Annotated in this window: 16 protein-coding genes and 1 pseudogene; 7 read left to right on the top strand and 10 right to left on the bottom strand. The window is 55.2% G+C overall.

The window, feature by feature from the left end; all coding sequences use genetic code 11:
* Positions 1 to 18: 18 nt before the first annotated feature.
* From LO55_RS20575 to LO55_RS27395, 3 genes and pseudogenes are all read left to right on the top strand, one after another.
* Positions 19 to 1077 (top strand): annotated as a pseudogene (locus tag LO55_RS20575) (integrase core domain-containing protein).
* Positions 1078 to 2416: 1339 nt separating this feature from the next.
* The gene (locus LO55_RS26500) at positions 2417 to 3268 is read left to right on the top strand and encodes a hypothetical protein (protein ID WP_143054579.1); all 852 of its coding nucleotides are present in this window, start codon (positions 2417 to 2419) and stop codon (positions 3266 to 3268) included.
* 454 nt (positions 3269 to 3722) lie between these two features.
* Positions 3723 to 3992 carry an antitoxin Xre/MbcA/ParS toxin-binding domain-containing protein gene (locus LO55_RS27395; protein WP_083415475.1) on the top strand — a complete coding sequence of 90 codons (270 nt, stop codon included), beginning with the start codon at positions 3723 to 3725 and terminating at the stop codon, positions 3990 to 3992.
* A 561-nt stretch (positions 3993 to 4553) separates the two neighbouring features.
* Here the strand turns inward: LO55_RS27395 and LO55_RS26495 are convergent.
* On the bottom strand, positions 4554 to 5012 hold the full coding sequence (locus LO55_RS26495) for a hypothetical protein (RefSeq protein WP_143054578.1): 459 nt from the start codon (positions 5010 to 5012) through the stop codon (positions 4554 to 4556).
* Between the two features lie 297 nt (positions 5013 to 5309).
* On the bottom strand, positions 5310 to 5954 hold the full coding sequence (locus tag LO55_RS20565; RefSeq protein WP_083415473.1) for an HAD family hydrolase: 645 nt from the start codon (positions 5952 to 5954) through the stop codon (positions 5310 to 5312).
* A gap of 128 nt (positions 5955 to 6082) precedes the next feature.
* Between LO55_RS20565 and LO55_RS26025 the strand changes: the two genes are divergently transcribed.
* Together LO55_RS26025 and LO55_RS26020 are read left to right on the top strand one after the other, a co-directional pair.
* A complete protein-coding gene (locus LO55_RS26025; protein ID WP_083415472.1) occupies positions 6083 to 6868 on the top strand; it encodes a metallophosphoesterase in 786 nt (261 codons plus the stop codon).
* Between the two features lie 248 nt (positions 6869 to 7116).
* Positions 7117 to 7452 carry an H-NS histone family protein gene (locus LO55_RS26020; RefSeq protein ID WP_083415471.1) on the top strand — a complete coding sequence of 112 codons (336 nt, stop codon included), beginning with the start codon at positions 7117 to 7119 and terminating at the stop codon, positions 7450 to 7452.
* Between the two features lie 36 nt (positions 7453 to 7488).
* Here the strand turns inward: LO55_RS26020 and LO55_RS20560 are convergent, their stop codons facing one another.
* The 7 genes from LO55_RS20560 to merT all read right to left on the bottom strand — a co-directional run bounded on the left by LO55_RS20560 (position 7489) and on the right by merT (position 12193).
* Positions 7489 to 8064 (bottom strand): recombinase family protein, encoded by a 576-nt coding sequence (locus LO55_RS20560; protein ID WP_071362913.1) that lies wholly within the window; start codon positions 8062 to 8064, stop codon positions 7489 to 7491.
* A gap of 131 nt (positions 8065 to 8195) precedes the next feature.
* Positions 8196 to 9185: a DUF3330 domain-containing protein gene (locus LO55_RS27090; protein ID WP_071362912.1), complete on the bottom strand. Its 990-nt coding sequence runs from the start codon at positions 9183 to 9185 to the stop codon at positions 8196 to 8198.
* Positions 9182 to 9418 carry a broad-spectrum mercury transporter MerE gene (merE, locus tag LO55_RS20550; RefSeq protein ID WP_003132004.1) on the bottom strand — a complete coding sequence of 79 codons (237 nt, stop codon included), beginning with the start codon at positions 9416 to 9418 and terminating at the stop codon, positions 9182 to 9184. Before merE ends, LO55_RS27090 begins: the two co-directional genes overlap by 4 nt.
* Entirely contained in the window at positions 9415 to 9780 is a 366-nt protein-coding gene (merD, locus tag LO55_RS20545; protein ID WP_000995360.1) for a mercury resistance co-regulator MerD, read from the bottom strand. Before merD ends, merE begins: the two co-directional genes overlap by 4 nt.
* Before the next feature lie 17 nt (positions 9781 to 9797).
* Positions 9798 to 11483 (bottom strand): mercury(II) reductase, encoded by a 1686-nt coding sequence (gene merA, locus LO55_RS20540; protein ID WP_071362911.1) that lies wholly within the window; start codon positions 11481 to 11483, stop codon positions 9798 to 9800.
* A 71-nt stretch (positions 11484 to 11554) separates the two neighbouring features.
* Positions 11555 to 11830 carry a mercury resistance system periplasmic binding protein MerP gene (gene merP, locus LO55_RS20535; protein WP_003131987.1) on the bottom strand — a complete coding sequence of 92 codons (276 nt, stop codon included), beginning with the start codon at positions 11828 to 11830 and terminating at the stop codon, positions 11555 to 11557.
* A 12-nt stretch (positions 11831 to 11842) separates the two neighbouring features.
* A complete protein-coding gene (gene merT, locus LO55_RS20530) occupies positions 11843 to 12193 on the bottom strand; it encodes a mercuric ion transporter MerT (RefSeq protein WP_003131974.1) in 351 nt (116 codons plus the stop codon).
* A gap of 71 nt (positions 12194 to 12264) precedes the next feature.
* Between merT and merR the strand changes: the two genes are divergently transcribed.
* Both merR and LO55_RS27390 read left to right on the top strand, forming a co-directional pair.
* On the top strand, positions 12265 to 12699 hold the full coding sequence (gene merR, locus LO55_RS20525) for a mercury resistance transcriptional regulator MerR (RefSeq protein ID WP_003131969.1): 435 nt from the start codon (positions 12265 to 12267) through the stop codon (positions 12697 to 12699).
* A gap of 211 nt (positions 12700 to 12910) precedes the next feature.
* Positions 12911 to 13150, top strand: a complete 240-nt coding sequence (locus LO55_RS27390) for a helix-turn-helix domain-containing protein (RefSeq protein WP_083415470.1) — start codon at positions 12911 to 12913, stop codon at positions 13148 to 13150.
* Between the two features lie 71 nt (positions 13151 to 13221).
* On the opposite strand, the gene LO55_RS20515 is transcribed toward LO55_RS27390, so the two are convergent.
* Positions 13222 to 14418 carry a tyrosine-type recombinase/integrase gene (locus tag LO55_RS20515; RefSeq protein WP_071362909.1) on the bottom strand — a complete coding sequence of 399 codons (1197 nt, stop codon included), beginning with the start codon at positions 14416 to 14418 and terminating at the stop codon, positions 13222 to 13224.
* Positions 14419 to 14548: the final 130 nt, after the last annotated feature.

Genomic DNA, 14548 nt, shown 5'->3' with positions numbered 1-14548 from the left:
CTTGCAACAGGAGGCGCCATGACGGTAAAACGATTCACAGTCGAGCAGATCGTGTCGATTGTAAAGCAGGCTGAACTGAGAATACCGGCGGCCGAAATTGTTCGGCAAGTCGGAGTCTCCGAGCAGACGTTTAGGCGGTGGGAAAGCAATATGCTTGCCTGCATTTGGACCAAGTTAAGGAACCGCGGCAACTCCAAAAGGAAAATGCTTGACTCAAAATGCCGGTCGCGGAGATGAGCCTCGACAAAGCAATTTGCATGATGTCGCCACATAAAAGTTGGGGTGGTCCGCGTTGGAGCGAAAAGTAGTACAGTACGTATCCGAGCACTACGGTCTCTCTCTGCAGCGGGCCTGCAGACTGATCAAGCAGGCACCAAGCGTCCAATGCTACCGCGGCGTCAAGGATCCGAAGGCGGCATTACGGAGACGCATTCGCAAGCTTGCACAGGTGCGCGTGCGCTACGGCGACCGGCGCCTGCACGTATTGCTCAAGCGCGACGGCTGGGAGCTAGAGAAAAACCAGACCTACAGTCTCTACTGCAAGGAACAGCTGCAGCTACGCTCCAAGCGGCCGAAACAGCGCAAGATGGCCGTCGGTCGGGTCAGTCGTATCACGCCGCGTAGGCCCAACTAGGGAACATGGATTCTGTGGCCAACCAGTTGGCCGACGGCAGCAAGTCCGCTCTCTGACCATTGTCGAGGTTTTACTCGCGAGTTGAACCGCTTGGCCGCGCAGCGTAGCACCCCAACTTGCCTGTTGTCGACAAACGCAGCGAGTTAACAGGACTGCCGCTTGACCTGTGGGCCTACCACCATCAGACCAACATTGACTTCAGCCACCCTGGCACGCCCACCGGCAACAGCCACATCGAAACGTTCAACGGGGGGTTCCCGTGATAAATGTCTGAACGTCCACTGTTTCACCTCAATGATCGAGGCGCAAGCACCATCGAAGCCTGGCGAAGGGACGACAATGAGAACCGGCCTGACATGGCCCTCGACATGACACCGGCAGCGTTCGCCCGCCAAAACAGGAGCGCAGGCCGAAAACCGAATCTACAAAACGCTAAAAATTAACTCTGCAGGCCGTCCAAAAAAACCAAGCGGATCATCCCCGACTCGTGCGTTTCCTTGACCCGTCCAACCTTTTTATGCAGTGACAAGCGAGGGTACCGTTATTTTGAGGTTGGCTCCACTCGATGCTTGACTGTTGCTGGTGTGCGGCTGCTCAGGCCCTTTACTGAATCGGTCAAGCCGTAATGGTTATTCGGACGCACGTGCAAACAGCAAGGGATGGTGCAAGCTGATCGTCCATCTCCTTCACGAGCACATTGGGCTTGGCTGCGCCAGCGGGCCATCTCGCCACGAATGCGCGCTACGACGTGGACTTCTGCGAATTGCTTGCTCAATGCCGCTGGTCGTTGAGCGAACTCTGGGGTGGCTTCATTGCTTGTGAGGATTGCGCGGTTGACATGGGCGACCGGGCGACGGTAATGAAGCGTTTTTTTTGCTTGTCTGTGCTCTCATCTGTTGGGGGTAGTAGAAAGCTTTGTTAGCGTACACAGCCATTAGTCAGCCTCCACCAGCTTTTCAGTGAATATTTTCAAGTGACTTTTAGTCGTGACCACCGCAGCTGCCAGTTTGAAAACAACCCGGATAGTAGGCTGTCGCTCGCCACGTTCTACGAGGCTGATGAAAGTTCGATCGAGATCCGCAGTGTGCTCCTTGCTCCTGAGTAAGTCGGGCCTCGGTTCGAGCCTGTCGAAGTACTTTTCCAAATGCTAGACCTATATCCACAATTTCTCCTTTTGGAGAAATCGTCGCTGTGCTGTATTATTATGTCTTCGGACTATAGTCTACATTTGTGACAGTAGTAGGTCCATGCGTACCTCTACTTTAGGCTGACAGGTTTTTGTGTTCACTTCTTGTCGATGATGCAACACGCGAGCTTTGCATGCGTTTGGCAGCGAAAGCAATCTTATGCACTGTGACCTTCTATCCAACAAAAGAACTTTTTGTCCGTGCCGTACGAGCGACGCAATCATTCCACCAGGCAGGCAAGAAGGTTGTCTACCGTAGTACGCAAAGTACGTGGGATCAGCAGGTTCCGTGCAGGCGCACGGCCATGGGTTCTAGTAGCAACTCGATTCAGCAGCCTAATATTGGTTCGTGCGGCTTCATACAGCTTCATGCGGTAACTGGTGCGATGGTGATACCGCATAGTTGCCGAATAATACATCTTGCAACCGAAATTAGCACATCGAGATATAGCTAACCCTACAAGATTAAAATAAAGTTTTAGATCCTAATCTGTCTCATCAGGGAGTCCGCGCCCAACTGGGTAAGCGCGACGTCTGTAGATTAAGCATTGGACAGTTTTTTGTGCGATTGAGTAATATCTGGATAGAAATTTGAAATGAGTTACCGCACGCTTAACCTCAAGGCGACCGCTAAGTTACTAAACTCGCGCGCCGACCTGATCGAGAAGGCCTTATGCCGGATACAGGCGAGTCATCAGTTTGTCGATATTTCCCGATTAGGTTTTCTAGATAGTTTTTATTTTTACTGTGTTTTATTGAGTGCCGGAAAAAGCTGGGGCGCCGGCGAATTACCCAGTTTTTCCTCCTGCGAGCGAAAATTAGCTTCGACACGTACGCTTGTTGAGAAAATCTATTCAAGTTTGTACGTCAATCGTGTTCTGGCGCCAAATACTAAATCCTCGTTGTTTGCATTCAATATTGGCGCTGCACTGGATGCACCGATCACATTTGATTTAACACAAGTCTGCTGGACTATTGGTCGCGGAGGCGGGCAATTGGATAAACGTAGCATCTTGACTTTATTGTGCAGCAACCTCGATTCAAGTAAGCTGTCTGATAGGGAACGCTTACGTTTAATGTTGATTCAACACGAGTGTACAGGTGTTTTCCTGGAGATTCTAGCGAAAAACGGGGTTATCGCTGGAAGAAATGAAGAGCTGGAGATCTTTAAGCTAGTAAAGAAGCTGTTGGCGTTTCTCTCTCCCCCTCGTCTAATTCTTGAATTGCGCAAAGCGTTTGGGAATCGGGCATTCAAAAAGAACATCAACGATGCCAGCAAAAACGATATGGTACCCTTACTTACAGAGTTGCTAAGGAAGCAGGTGCGAACCGTTTCATTTGCGGAACCACGCGACAGCCTAGAGAGCACGAGTGAGAATTCGATCCTCGAAGTAAGTCAAAATGTCGTTTCTTCGACGTTCTGCGAACGCTTTTTAGCCATTACGTAGCCCGCCGCTGTTTAAATTTTGTCTTGTGTTTAGCTGGGGTATGGATGGCTGAGGTAATTATCACGGAGATTGACGTAGAAGGGTTAACGGCGAGATCCTTATGTGTTCTGAAAACAGCAGTGAAATTAGCTGAAATACGGAAGGGCAGACGGACTCACTCAATATCGGTAAAGGAATTTTGTGATCTTGCAGGGCTCCCAAATCTTGCTTTCGAAGACATGAAAGTACTATTGGATGAGGCTAGAAGGGCTGTGGCATCAATCGAGATTGTCGATACCTCAAGACCAAGTCAAGAACATTTCAAGAGCTGGGCGGTATTTGATGAAATTATGCTTGTGGGACAGCGTATCTCTTTTCGAATTTGTCGTCTAACATGGGACGAAAGGCTGTTGGCAAGACTGCAGTCTCTAAGTCCGCACCTTAGCAAGCGAATCAAATGACGTAATAGGAGATTATGGTGGCAAGGAAGTCGCGATTTTCAAACCCAACGGTGCTTTCGATAGACGCCTGCCCAATTCCATTGACTGGTTTCCTTCAAGGCCTACCATTCGTGGCTCTAGCTAGTCGTGTTTTAAATAACGAGACCGCCGCTGTTGAGTGGATGCTAACGCCCGCACTCGCGCTTGGTGACCAAAGACCTATGGATGTGCTTTCATCGAATGCTCAGTTCGTCGAATCGGTACTGCTACGGTTGCAATCTAAGGTTAATAAAGAAGAGTTATGAAGAGGGTGTCAAACGAGGGCGCTTATTTACTCCGACTGAAACGCAGTGCTAAGTTTTTTTCTGAACTGGGCCGGCTACTTTCCGCGCGCCAGAAAGGAATGAGCAGCGTTTCCATGTCGCCGGATCTGGAACGGGCGCTCCGGCGGTTCGCACGAGAGGCCTCCATGCAGGAGATAAAATTTTTGCACGAAATTATCAATGATCTGGCGCTAAGTTTGAACTCAATCGACAAAAGCGCAATTAAGTCAACCGCCGACACGCAACGTTAAAGCTTTGGTACACTCTGCCCAATATGTAGTTGTTCGGCGACGGCATTCAATCATGCATTACGTCGAGTTAGTGTGGAGGCAACCTCATCGACTCAAAAACTCGCACATGTCCTGGCTGCAGCGCCGCATTGGGTGCTGAATGTCTTTGAGCACGCGACAACGACTTTCAGCTAATATAGCTCAGCTCCAGCAGGTATGGTTTGTACTTTATTTGGCAGATTTGCCTCTCAGCGTCATTTTTACTCGTGAGTTTTTCAACACAATAGACCCGTTGCAGACGGTCACGCTACCGCTAAATTCGACGTGTTGCTGCCCATGCTGCCGCTATGGCTTTTGCATCATCAAGAGCATGATGTCGACGAAGACCGTTAGCAAACGCGTTTTTACGGGTACGTTCGAAAAGACCTTCACACGCAGCATCTTGGAACGATGGAACCGCATAGTTCCAACGCAATCCACTCGGTAAGAACGGGGTGAGCAACGTTATATCGTAACGTGGCGCATCACAAAAGAAGGTGACTTCAGGACCGCACAGTGACAGGAAGGCAGCCAACTGTTCAGCGCCTTCTATTGGTTTCAGCACAGGCCCGGTAAGCAGAGGTAGGACGTTGGCCTGAACAAAAGGCGCACAAATTTCATGTGAAATTCCAGCTAGTTCAAAATAAAGCTCGTTCTCGTCAGCTATTAAGCCGATCGATATCAGGTATGGCTCTTCGAAGCTTGTGAACTCTGTGTCAAGAAAAATTATCAAGGAACGCTCCGGTATTGGAAGGGCGATAAGCGTGGCCTGGGATCCGAAAACGGAAATGTTATAGCAAACACATGGTGCCAAGAAAATTATCGCGTGAAGGCCTGCTAATCCTATCGGATACACGAAGATCTGTGTTCTCAGCCATGCCATAAAATTTGTGGCAATGTTCCCTAGTTTCCAGTAGCGGTCGCGGCCGAGCGACCGCTTTTGGCCGAACGCAGACGTTATCGAACTCGCGGCGACCGATCTATACGAAGTATAAGGAGCCTCGGTCGTTGGCCACAATCCAGCGTTCACTTAGACTAGGCGTTCAACCATCTCGCATAGCTCCAACAACGAAGAGAGCGAACTTTTCGAGCTCAAGTGTTGTTTGCGGTCCAGCAATAAGGCTTGCATCCCGAACGCCCGTGGTCCTTCGACATCGGCTCCGATAGTATCGCCAACCATTAGAACATCGCCAGGTAAGCAGCGCAGTTGCCGGCAGGCATGTGCATAGATCACTGGGTTTGGCTTGATCGCGCCTGCGTCGAAACTCCAGACATAAGCGTCAAATACTGGGGGCAGCACCCTCGAGACTGGTTCGGCATACTCTAGGGTGAGATTAGAACAGAGTCCTAGTTTGTACCCGCGGTTTTTCAAATCATAGAGCGCGGGTAACGTGTCCGCAAATGGAGAGATAGATTCGACTTCGGCTTGCAAGTCAAGTTCGAGTTGCTTACGATCCGCGTTTGTCAATCGAATCCCCAACAAGTCACTGGCTTCAAGCAAGCTTACAGGTTGACCCATAAGCATTGCGGCGTCGCTGGGACTAGGCATCCTGCCTTGGTACGTGCCAATTTGGATAAGTTGACGAAAAGGTGTACGCTTGTCGAAGATTTTGATAAGGGTACCGTAGACATCAAACAGAATGACTTTTACCGAGCGACTATTCATTTTTTCCATTTGTTTTCAGCGGTGAGTATGTTTACAGAATATATATTGGAGGTAATTTTGCTTTTCCGAGTCGTACCTATACCAAAAGCGAGTTGCACACTTACAAGAAATCGGGCAAATGAGGTGCGGGGATCAAGATGAGGTTGTTAGTTTTATCTGATCTTCATTTGGAGGTTTGGCGCGATCATGTGCCTCGAATCGATGTATCGATCAGTCGCCCTGACGTCGTTATTCTTGCCGGTGACATTCACACAAAATCTCGTGCACCTTCATGGGCTGCAGAAATTTTTTCAGGATTACCTGTAGTCTACGTTGCTGGGAACCATGAATTTTATGGGGAAGCGATTGAGAAAACAGGAGAGTCAATCGCCTCAGAATGCTTCCGTTACCCTAATGTACACTTTCTTGATTGTGGAGAATACGTTTATGAAGGCGTTCGTTTTTTAGGTGCTACTCTTTGGACCGACTTCGCCCTATTTAGTCCGGATCGCAAGTGGAGTGCAATGCTTGACGCTCGAACAGCAATGAATGACTACCAACGTATCAAGGTCGCAACTGCCGGGTATAGGAAACTGCATCCGCAAGACACTGCTCGTCTGCACACCGCACAACGAGCTTGGCTTCAAAAGAAACTTGGTGAACCGTTTACTGGGCGTACCGTTGTCGTCACCCACATGGCGCCTTCAATGCGCTCGGTCGCTCCTGAATACGTAGCAGACCCAGTCTCGGCTGCGTTCGCTTCGAACCTGGACGACTTAATAGTGAAAGCTAACGTTTGGATACATGGCCATACGCATTGTAGTTTCGATTATGAAGTAGAGGGATGTCGTGTTGTAGCCAACCCTCTCGGATATCGCATGCGGAATAACGGTGCTGAGAACCAAGAATTTGATCCAAATTTCATTGTGGAGCTAGAACTCTAACGTCTTCCCTGTCTGCACTATATGGGCCGGCTCGCGGTGTTCAATGCAGCTCATGACTGCATTTGTTCAGTGGCCACAGAATTGTCTTGCTAAGGCTATGCATTCGCGTTTATGCTGAGCTCCCATTAAGATCTAGTTTTCTTGCATTAAGAGCCTGCTTACGTTCGTAATTAGTCGAATTAACTCAGGCCGCGTAGCAGAATGGATTAGGGCAGGAACAAATCTACTTAACTTTGAGGGCGTCGTCAATGGCAAATATCGATCTGTCGAGCTACAACTTTAGTGAACTGAAGGGCCTGCAGCATGACATTGAAAGAGAAATCAAAAACCGCCAAAAACTAGTTTTGCAAAGGGCGCGCGACCAAATTTTGGCGATTGCTCAAGAGGCAGGAGTATCGGTAGAAGAACTTCTCGCTACAGGTAGGGGCAAAACCGATGGTGGCAAGGGGCAGAAAGTTCAAGCGCGCTACAAGAACGCTGGTAACGATAGCCAAACCTGGACTGGGCGAGGACGCCAGCCAAAGTGGATTGCAGAAGGCCTTTCTGAAGGAAAGACCCTAGACGATTTCAGGATTCAAAGCTAAGTAGGGGTGAGCAGGGAAAACGGAAAAAATCGGGCGTTAAGCCTCTGGGAGCTGAGGTACGGGTTTGAGGTATTGGTACAGGGTCTCCCGACTGATGCCGAACTCTCGAGCAAGCGTGGCTTTTGGCTCGCCGGCACCCGCGCGGCGGCGCAGCTCGACAACTTGGTCATCCACCAGGGCTTTCTTACGCCCGCGGTATGCGCCGCGCTGCTTGGCCAGCGCGATCCCCTCTCTCTGCCGCTCCCGGATCAGCGCCCGCTCGAATTCGGCAAAAGCCCCCATCACCGATAGCAGCAGGTTCGCCATCGGCGAATCCTCGCCAGTGAAGGTCAGGCACTCCTTCGCGAACTCGATGCGGATGCCTCGCTTGGTGAAATGCTGCACTAGGCGGCGCAGGTCGTCCAGATTGCGGGCCAACCGGTCCATGCTGTGCACCACCACCGTATCTCCCTCGCGCACGAATGACAGCATGGCATCGAGCTGCGGCCGCAGAGTATCCTTTCCCGACGCCTTGTCGATGAACTGCCTATCCACCTGGACGTTATCCAGTTGGCGTTCCGGATTTTGGTCGAAACTGCTGACCCTGATGTAGCCGATACGTTGACCATGCAAGATAGGTCTCCAAGTGGCGAAAGTGTCAGGGCAACTCTATGACCCTTCGCAGCACCTGTCAAGAAATTAAGAATCGCACTCTATCCTGACTAAGCCATTTAGGCTGGCCTGACATCAGGTTAGGGTATGGCTCAATCTGACGGTAGCGAGTCGCAGGCGTTCGGATCGGCATCGGTTTCGTTCCCTGTCTTGGCACGCGCTTCGAAGCGTTGATAACACTCCAACCCGCAGAAGTGCTCGACGTATTCCGCGCCTTCCGGGGTGAAGGCGGCATCGAGCGGGATTTCCTTGCAGCACACGCAGCAACTGGTGGTGGTCGAGTCACTTGCATTCATGGTGGCACCCCTCCATTGACTGACGAAGACGGCGAATGCCGCCGCCGGCATTGGCTTCGCGAACAGGAAGCCTTGTCCTTTGTCGCAGTCCGCTTGTCGCAATAGATCAAGACTCGCCGATGTTTCCACGCCTTCAGCCACCACATCCATGCCCAGCCCGTGCGCAAGCTGAATCACGGTGTGCACGATGGTTTGGTCGCGGCGGTCGTTGGCGAGCCCGGCGACAAACGATTGGTCGATCTTGAGCGTGCTGATTGGGCAGCACTTCAGATGTTGCAGACAGGAATACCCCGTCCCGAAGTCATCGGCGGCGAAGCGCACACCGATCTGCCGCAAGGCGTCCAGGGCGGGGAAGATCGCCGGATCACCAAACGCGACCGATTCGGTCAGCTCGATTTCGAGATACTCGGCGGGCAACTCGGCATCAGCCAGCACGCCCTTTACCCACCCGTCGAAGTCCGGTCCCACTTGGCTCGCCGAAACATTGACGGCCAGCCGGAACGGTCGCCATGCCAGCATTCGCCAGTCACGCATCTGGCGGCAGGCTTCGCCCAGCACCCAAGCGCCGATTTCAGGCATCAGGCCGGACGATTCGACCACGGGCAGGAACTGGCCCGGTGGCAATAGTCCAAGCGTCGGATGACGCCAGCGCAACAGGGCTTCCGCGCCGACAATCCCACCACTGCGCAGATCGACGACGGGCTGGTAGTGCAGTTCAAGCTGCCCGCGCTCGACCGCTTGGGCCAGTTCCGGCGTCGTCCATCCATCCGGCCGGAAAGCGCTCATTCTCTTTCCCTGAATGCCCGCAACGCCCGCGACAGGGACAGAAGGAACAGGCCGGTCAAACCGAGCGCCGCGATGACCCAATGCTCGCCGAGGAAAGCACCGGCGGTTGTGCCGGCCAGCACGACAGCGAGGATGGGCAGGTGGCAGGGGCAAGTCAGCACAGCCAGTCCGCCCCACAGGTAGCCGGTGATCGGTTTGTGCGTCTCGGACGGCAAGCGCTCGGGGTTGTTCATGGCAGACTCTCCGCGTGCTGTGCCGGCTCGGTCGGCAGGGTGGCCAACTGCACTTCCAGATCGGCCAACGCTTCGCGCCGACGCTCGACGAACTGACGCAGCAGGGCAAGCTGCGCGGCCGCTTCGTCGCCGTCCGCCGCATCCAGCGCCCGGCACAGCCGCGCCAGCGCGTCGAGGCCGATGCCCGCCTCGAAGGCCGCCCGCACGAAGCACAGCCGTTGCAAGGCGGCGTCATCGAACAAGCCGTAGCCGCCTGGTGTGCACGCCACCGGGCGCAGCAATCCGCGCAGCAGGTAGTCGCGCACGATATGCACGCTCACCCCGGCATCAAGAGCCAGCCGGGACACCGTGTAGGCGTTCATTGAACACCTCCTTTTTCTCACCCGGCGCAGCAGGAAAGCTGCTTCACATCCTTGTTGAAGGTCTGCGCCGCGAGCTTCAACCCCTCGACCATCGTCAGGTAGGGGAACAACTGGTCGGCCAGTTCCTGCACCGTCATGCGGTTGCGAATGGCCAGAGCCGCCGTCTGGATCAGTTCACCCGCTTCCGGCGCGACCGCCTGTACGCCGATCAGCCGATGGCTGCCTTCCTCGATAACCAACTTGATGAAGCCGCGTGTGTCGAAGTTGGCGAGCGCACGCGGCACGTTGTCCAAGGTCAAGGTGCGGCTGTCGGTCTCGATCCCGTCGTGGTGGGCTTCCGCCTCGCTGTAGCCCACGGTCGCCACTTGCGGATCGGTGAACACCACGGCCGGCATTGCGGTCAGGTCGAGCGCCGCATCGCCGCCGGTCATGTTGATCGCGGCACGGGTGCCGGCCGCTGCCGCCACATAGACGAACTGCGGCTGGTCGGTGCAGTCGCCGGCCGCGTAGATGTTCGGGTTGCTCGTGCGCATGCCTTGGTCGATGACGATGGCACCTTGCGCATTGACAGTGACCCCCGCTGCGTCCAGCGCGAGGCTGCGCGTGTTCGGTGTCCGACCGGTGGCAACCAGCAGTTTGTCGGCGCGCAATTCACCGTGCGTGGTGGTCAGCACGAATTCACCGTCCATATGGGCGACCTGGCTGGCTTGCGTGTGCTCCAGCACCTCGATGCCCTCGGCACGGAAAGCGGCTGTCACCGCCTCGCCGATGGCCGGGTCTTCACGGAAGAACAAGGTATTGCGCGCCAGGACCGTGACCTTGCTGCCCAGCCGGGCAAAGGCTTGCGCCAGCTCCAGCGCCACCACCGACGAGCCGATTACGGCAAGGCGTTCGGGAATGGTGTCGCTCGCCAGGGCCTCGGTGGAAGTCCAGTAGGGTGACTCTTTCAAGCCCGGAATCGGCGGGACCGCCGGGCTGGCACCCGTGGCGACCAGGCAGCGGTCGAACATCACGACGCGCTCGCCACCCTCGTTCAAACGGACGGTAAGGCTCTGGTCGTCCTTGAAGCGCGCCTCACCGTGCACAACGGTGATGGCCGGATTACCGCCCAGGATGCCTTCGTACTTGGCGTGCCGCAGTTCGTCGACGCGGGCCTGCTGCTGGGCCAGCAGCTTACTGCGGTCAATCGTAGGCACAGTTGCCGCAATACCGCCAGCGAACGGGCTTTCCCGGCGCAGATGGGCGATGTGGGCGGCGCGGATCATGATCTTGGACGGCACACAGCCGACATTGACGCAGGTGCCGCCGATGGTGCCGCGCTCGATCAGCGTGACCTGCGCGCCTTGCTCGACGGCCTTCAGCGCCGCCGCCATCGCGGCTCCACCGCTGCCAATGACCGCTACCTGCACCGGGGGCTCGTTGCCACTGTGCTTTTCGGCGGCGGCCATCCATCCCCGCACCTTGTCGAGCAGTCCGACGCGGTTGTCCGCCAGTGGCGCATCGGCTAGCGTTGCCTTGTAGCCCAGTCCGGCCACGGCGGCAGTCAGCGCGTCCGGCGATGTGCCCGGCACGATGGCGAGTTGCGCTGTGCCCTTCGGATAGGACACCAGCGCCGACTGCACGCCTGGCACTTTTTCCAGCGCTTCCTTGACGTGCGCCGCGCACGAGTCGCAAGTCATGCCGGTGATTTTTAGATGGGTCATGCAACAGATCCTTTATCGTTTGTGGCGCCAGACAATGACGTCCGTTGTGCTGCGGTGCCGTTTTCAGTGACTCACTGCTTGACGCTGGACGGATAGCCCGCGTCTGCGGTTGCCTTGGTCAGCTTCTGCACGCTGGTCTTGGCATCGTCGAAGGTGACGACCGCTTGGCGTGTCTCGAAAGTCACGTCAACTTTGCTGACGCCTTCGACCTTGGAAATCGCCTTCTTGACAGTGATCGGGCAGGCGGAGCAGGTCATGCCCGGTACGGACAGCGTGACGGTCTGGGTGGCGGCCCAGACGGGGGCAACAACGGCGGCGAGGGCGAGGGAGGCAAACAGTTTCTTCATGGTGAACTCCGATCAGTAGAAAAATGGCATGACGTAGGGAAATCCGAGCGCGACCAGAACCAGCGCGGCCACGATCCAGAAAATGAGCTTGTAAGTAGCTCGCACTTGGGGAATCGCGCAGACCTCACCCGGTTTGCAGGCCGCTGCCTGCCGGTAGATGCGCCGCCAGGCGAAGAACAACGCCACCAGCGCCACGCCGATAAAGATGGGGCGATAGGGTTCCAACACCGCCAAGTTGCCGATCCAAGCGCCGCTGAACCCCAAGGCGATCAGAACCAACGGCCCGAGGCAGCAAGCCGAGGCGAGGATGGCGGCAAGCCCTCCAGTGAAGAGCGCGCCGCGCCCGGTTTTTGGTTCAGACATGCGCTTGTCCTTTCGAATTGAAATTGGATAGCGTAACCTTACTTCCGTACTCATGTACGGAGTCAAGCGATATGGAAAACAATTTGGAGAACCTGACCATTGGCGTTTTCGCCAAGGCGGCCGGGGTCAATGTGGAGACCATCCGTTTCTATCAGCGCAAGGGCTTGTTGCTGGAGCCTGACAAGCCCTATGGCAGCATCCGCCGCTATGGCGAGGCCGATGTAACGCGGGTGCGCTTCGTGAAATCAGCCCAGCGGCTGGGCTTCAGCCTGGATGAGATCGCCGAGCTGCTGCGGCTGGAGGATGGCACCCATTGCGAGGAAGCCAGCAGTCTGGCCGAGCACAAGCTCAAGGACGTGCGCGAGAAAATGGCTGACCTGGCGCGCATGGAGGCCGTGCTGTCTGAGTTGGTGTGCGCCTGCCATGCGCGAAGGGGGAACGTTTCCTGCCCGCTGATCGCGTCACTACAGGGTGGAGCAAGCTTGGCAGGTTCGGCTATGCCTTAGCGTGCTTTATTTTCCGTTTTCTGAGACGAACCCGAGAAAAGGAAAGCTGGTTGACATCGTTGAAAAATTAGGCAGGGAGGCGTGCAGCGCCCAATAGCCCGGAAGCTGCGTAAGGCGACTCTGGTTCTGCGCCGCCAAAATGATGACTATAGTCCGAAGACGAAATGATACAGCAGAGACATGATTTCTCCTATGCAATCGGGAGAATTCTTTGGATCCAGGACTGGCGTTCGGTAAAGTTTTGCGGGTAGTGCGGAAGGAAGTCGGTATGACGCAAGAGGAACTAGGCCACGCTGCAGAGATAGACCGGACATTTGTCAGCCTCATGGAGCGCGGCGAGCGGCAGCCGACTGTGCGTGTACTCTTCAGGCTCGCAGCTGCCTTAAAGCTGGAGCCAGTGCGATTGATTCAACTCACCCAGGAACTGGTCGAACAAGACCCTGACGCATAGTTCAGTACCCTCAACCAGCTGAAGCTGGGTCTCGCGTTCATCGGATCGCCAGGATCACGATGAACCACAGGTTACCATCCGATCTTGTGCTTGCTCTCTGTCTCGGCATGGCGAGCGTCGTCCGAAGAATGCAAGTAGGTATTCGTCGTGCTGATCGACTCGTGCCCGAGGTTATCGCGCACGTGCCGAAGATCGACATCATTGTTCGCCATATGGGAACCTGCCGTATGTCGCAACCAGTGGGCTGACGCCTGAGTCATCCGGGCGGCAGCCGCAGCGTACTCGGGACCACGCTGACTAAGTCGATCGGCGGTTTGGGCAAAAATCACTTTGAAAATTTCGTGCACGCCGCCACGTGTCATCGCCCGCAGTTGCCCCCCGATCGGCAGCAGCAGCGGCGTGGACTCCCCGGGTACAGGGTACGCTGAATGTCCCAACTCACGTCTGTAGCGGCCCAGCTCTACCATCAACTCGTCGGTTGCCGGCACGATGCGCACCTTGTCGCCCTTTCCGAGCACTTCCAGCCACCATCGCTCTTCGCCGTCGCGGTCGCGTCGGCGAAAAAATCCGCCCATGCTGTTGCTGGTAATCTCAGAAATGCGCAACCCGCAAACATAGGAGAGCGAAACAAGCCAACGCAACCTCAAGTAGCGTTCGCGTTCGCGTGGTGTTTCTCGCGGCATCGTGTCGACCGTCATCTTGACCTCGTGCCACATTTCATCATCAAGATATCGGGTAACCCTTGCTTGGGGCCGGCGCCGACGCTCACGTGAGAGCGCAAGTGGATTACCGGCCAGGTAACCCGCGTTGACAAGCCAGGAGAAGAGGGTGTTGAGGATAACTGCGGCCTGACGCTGGCTTGATGCCGACAGCGGCCCGGCGAAAGGTCGCCACCCGGGATGACTTCGCGAATACTTGCGGCCCTCGGCGCTAATCCACCGGCTGGCTGGCTTGGGATCACGCAGGAATCCTTGATAAACGAGCCAATCCTCGTGGGTCAGCGATGAAAGCGGCTTACCGAGTTGCAGCGTGGACCACAGCAGCAACCGCTCGGCTTCCTTGCGATAGTTATCGAAGGTGGTCTGCTTATCCAAAAAACGTGCCAGCCAAGCCTTGATCGCATCGATATCGTTATCCGCACGGATCTGGCGCGTGCCGCCGTGTGCCCGGTTGCTTCCGTTTGAGCCATCGATATGTGCTGGTACCACAACAAATTCAAGGGGCGCAACGGAGTATGCGGTGGCAAGGATGCTGTTCGAATCAGGCATAAGGAGGGGAGGGTTAAAGGATTGTCTGCCGATTATAGGAAACCAGGGCGAATTAAACGAGTGAATCACGGTGCCACAGGCGCGGCGATTGACGCCCAGCGCTGGAGCACGAATCCAAGGCGCTTGTCCA

This window comes from Massilia timonae (genome assembly GCF_001866515.1).
Classification (GTDB): Bacteria; Pseudomonadota; Gammaproteobacteria; order Burkholderiales; family Burkholderiaceae_D; genus Telluria; species Telluria timonae.
This window is presented reverse-complemented; position numbering and strand designations above follow the sequence as displayed.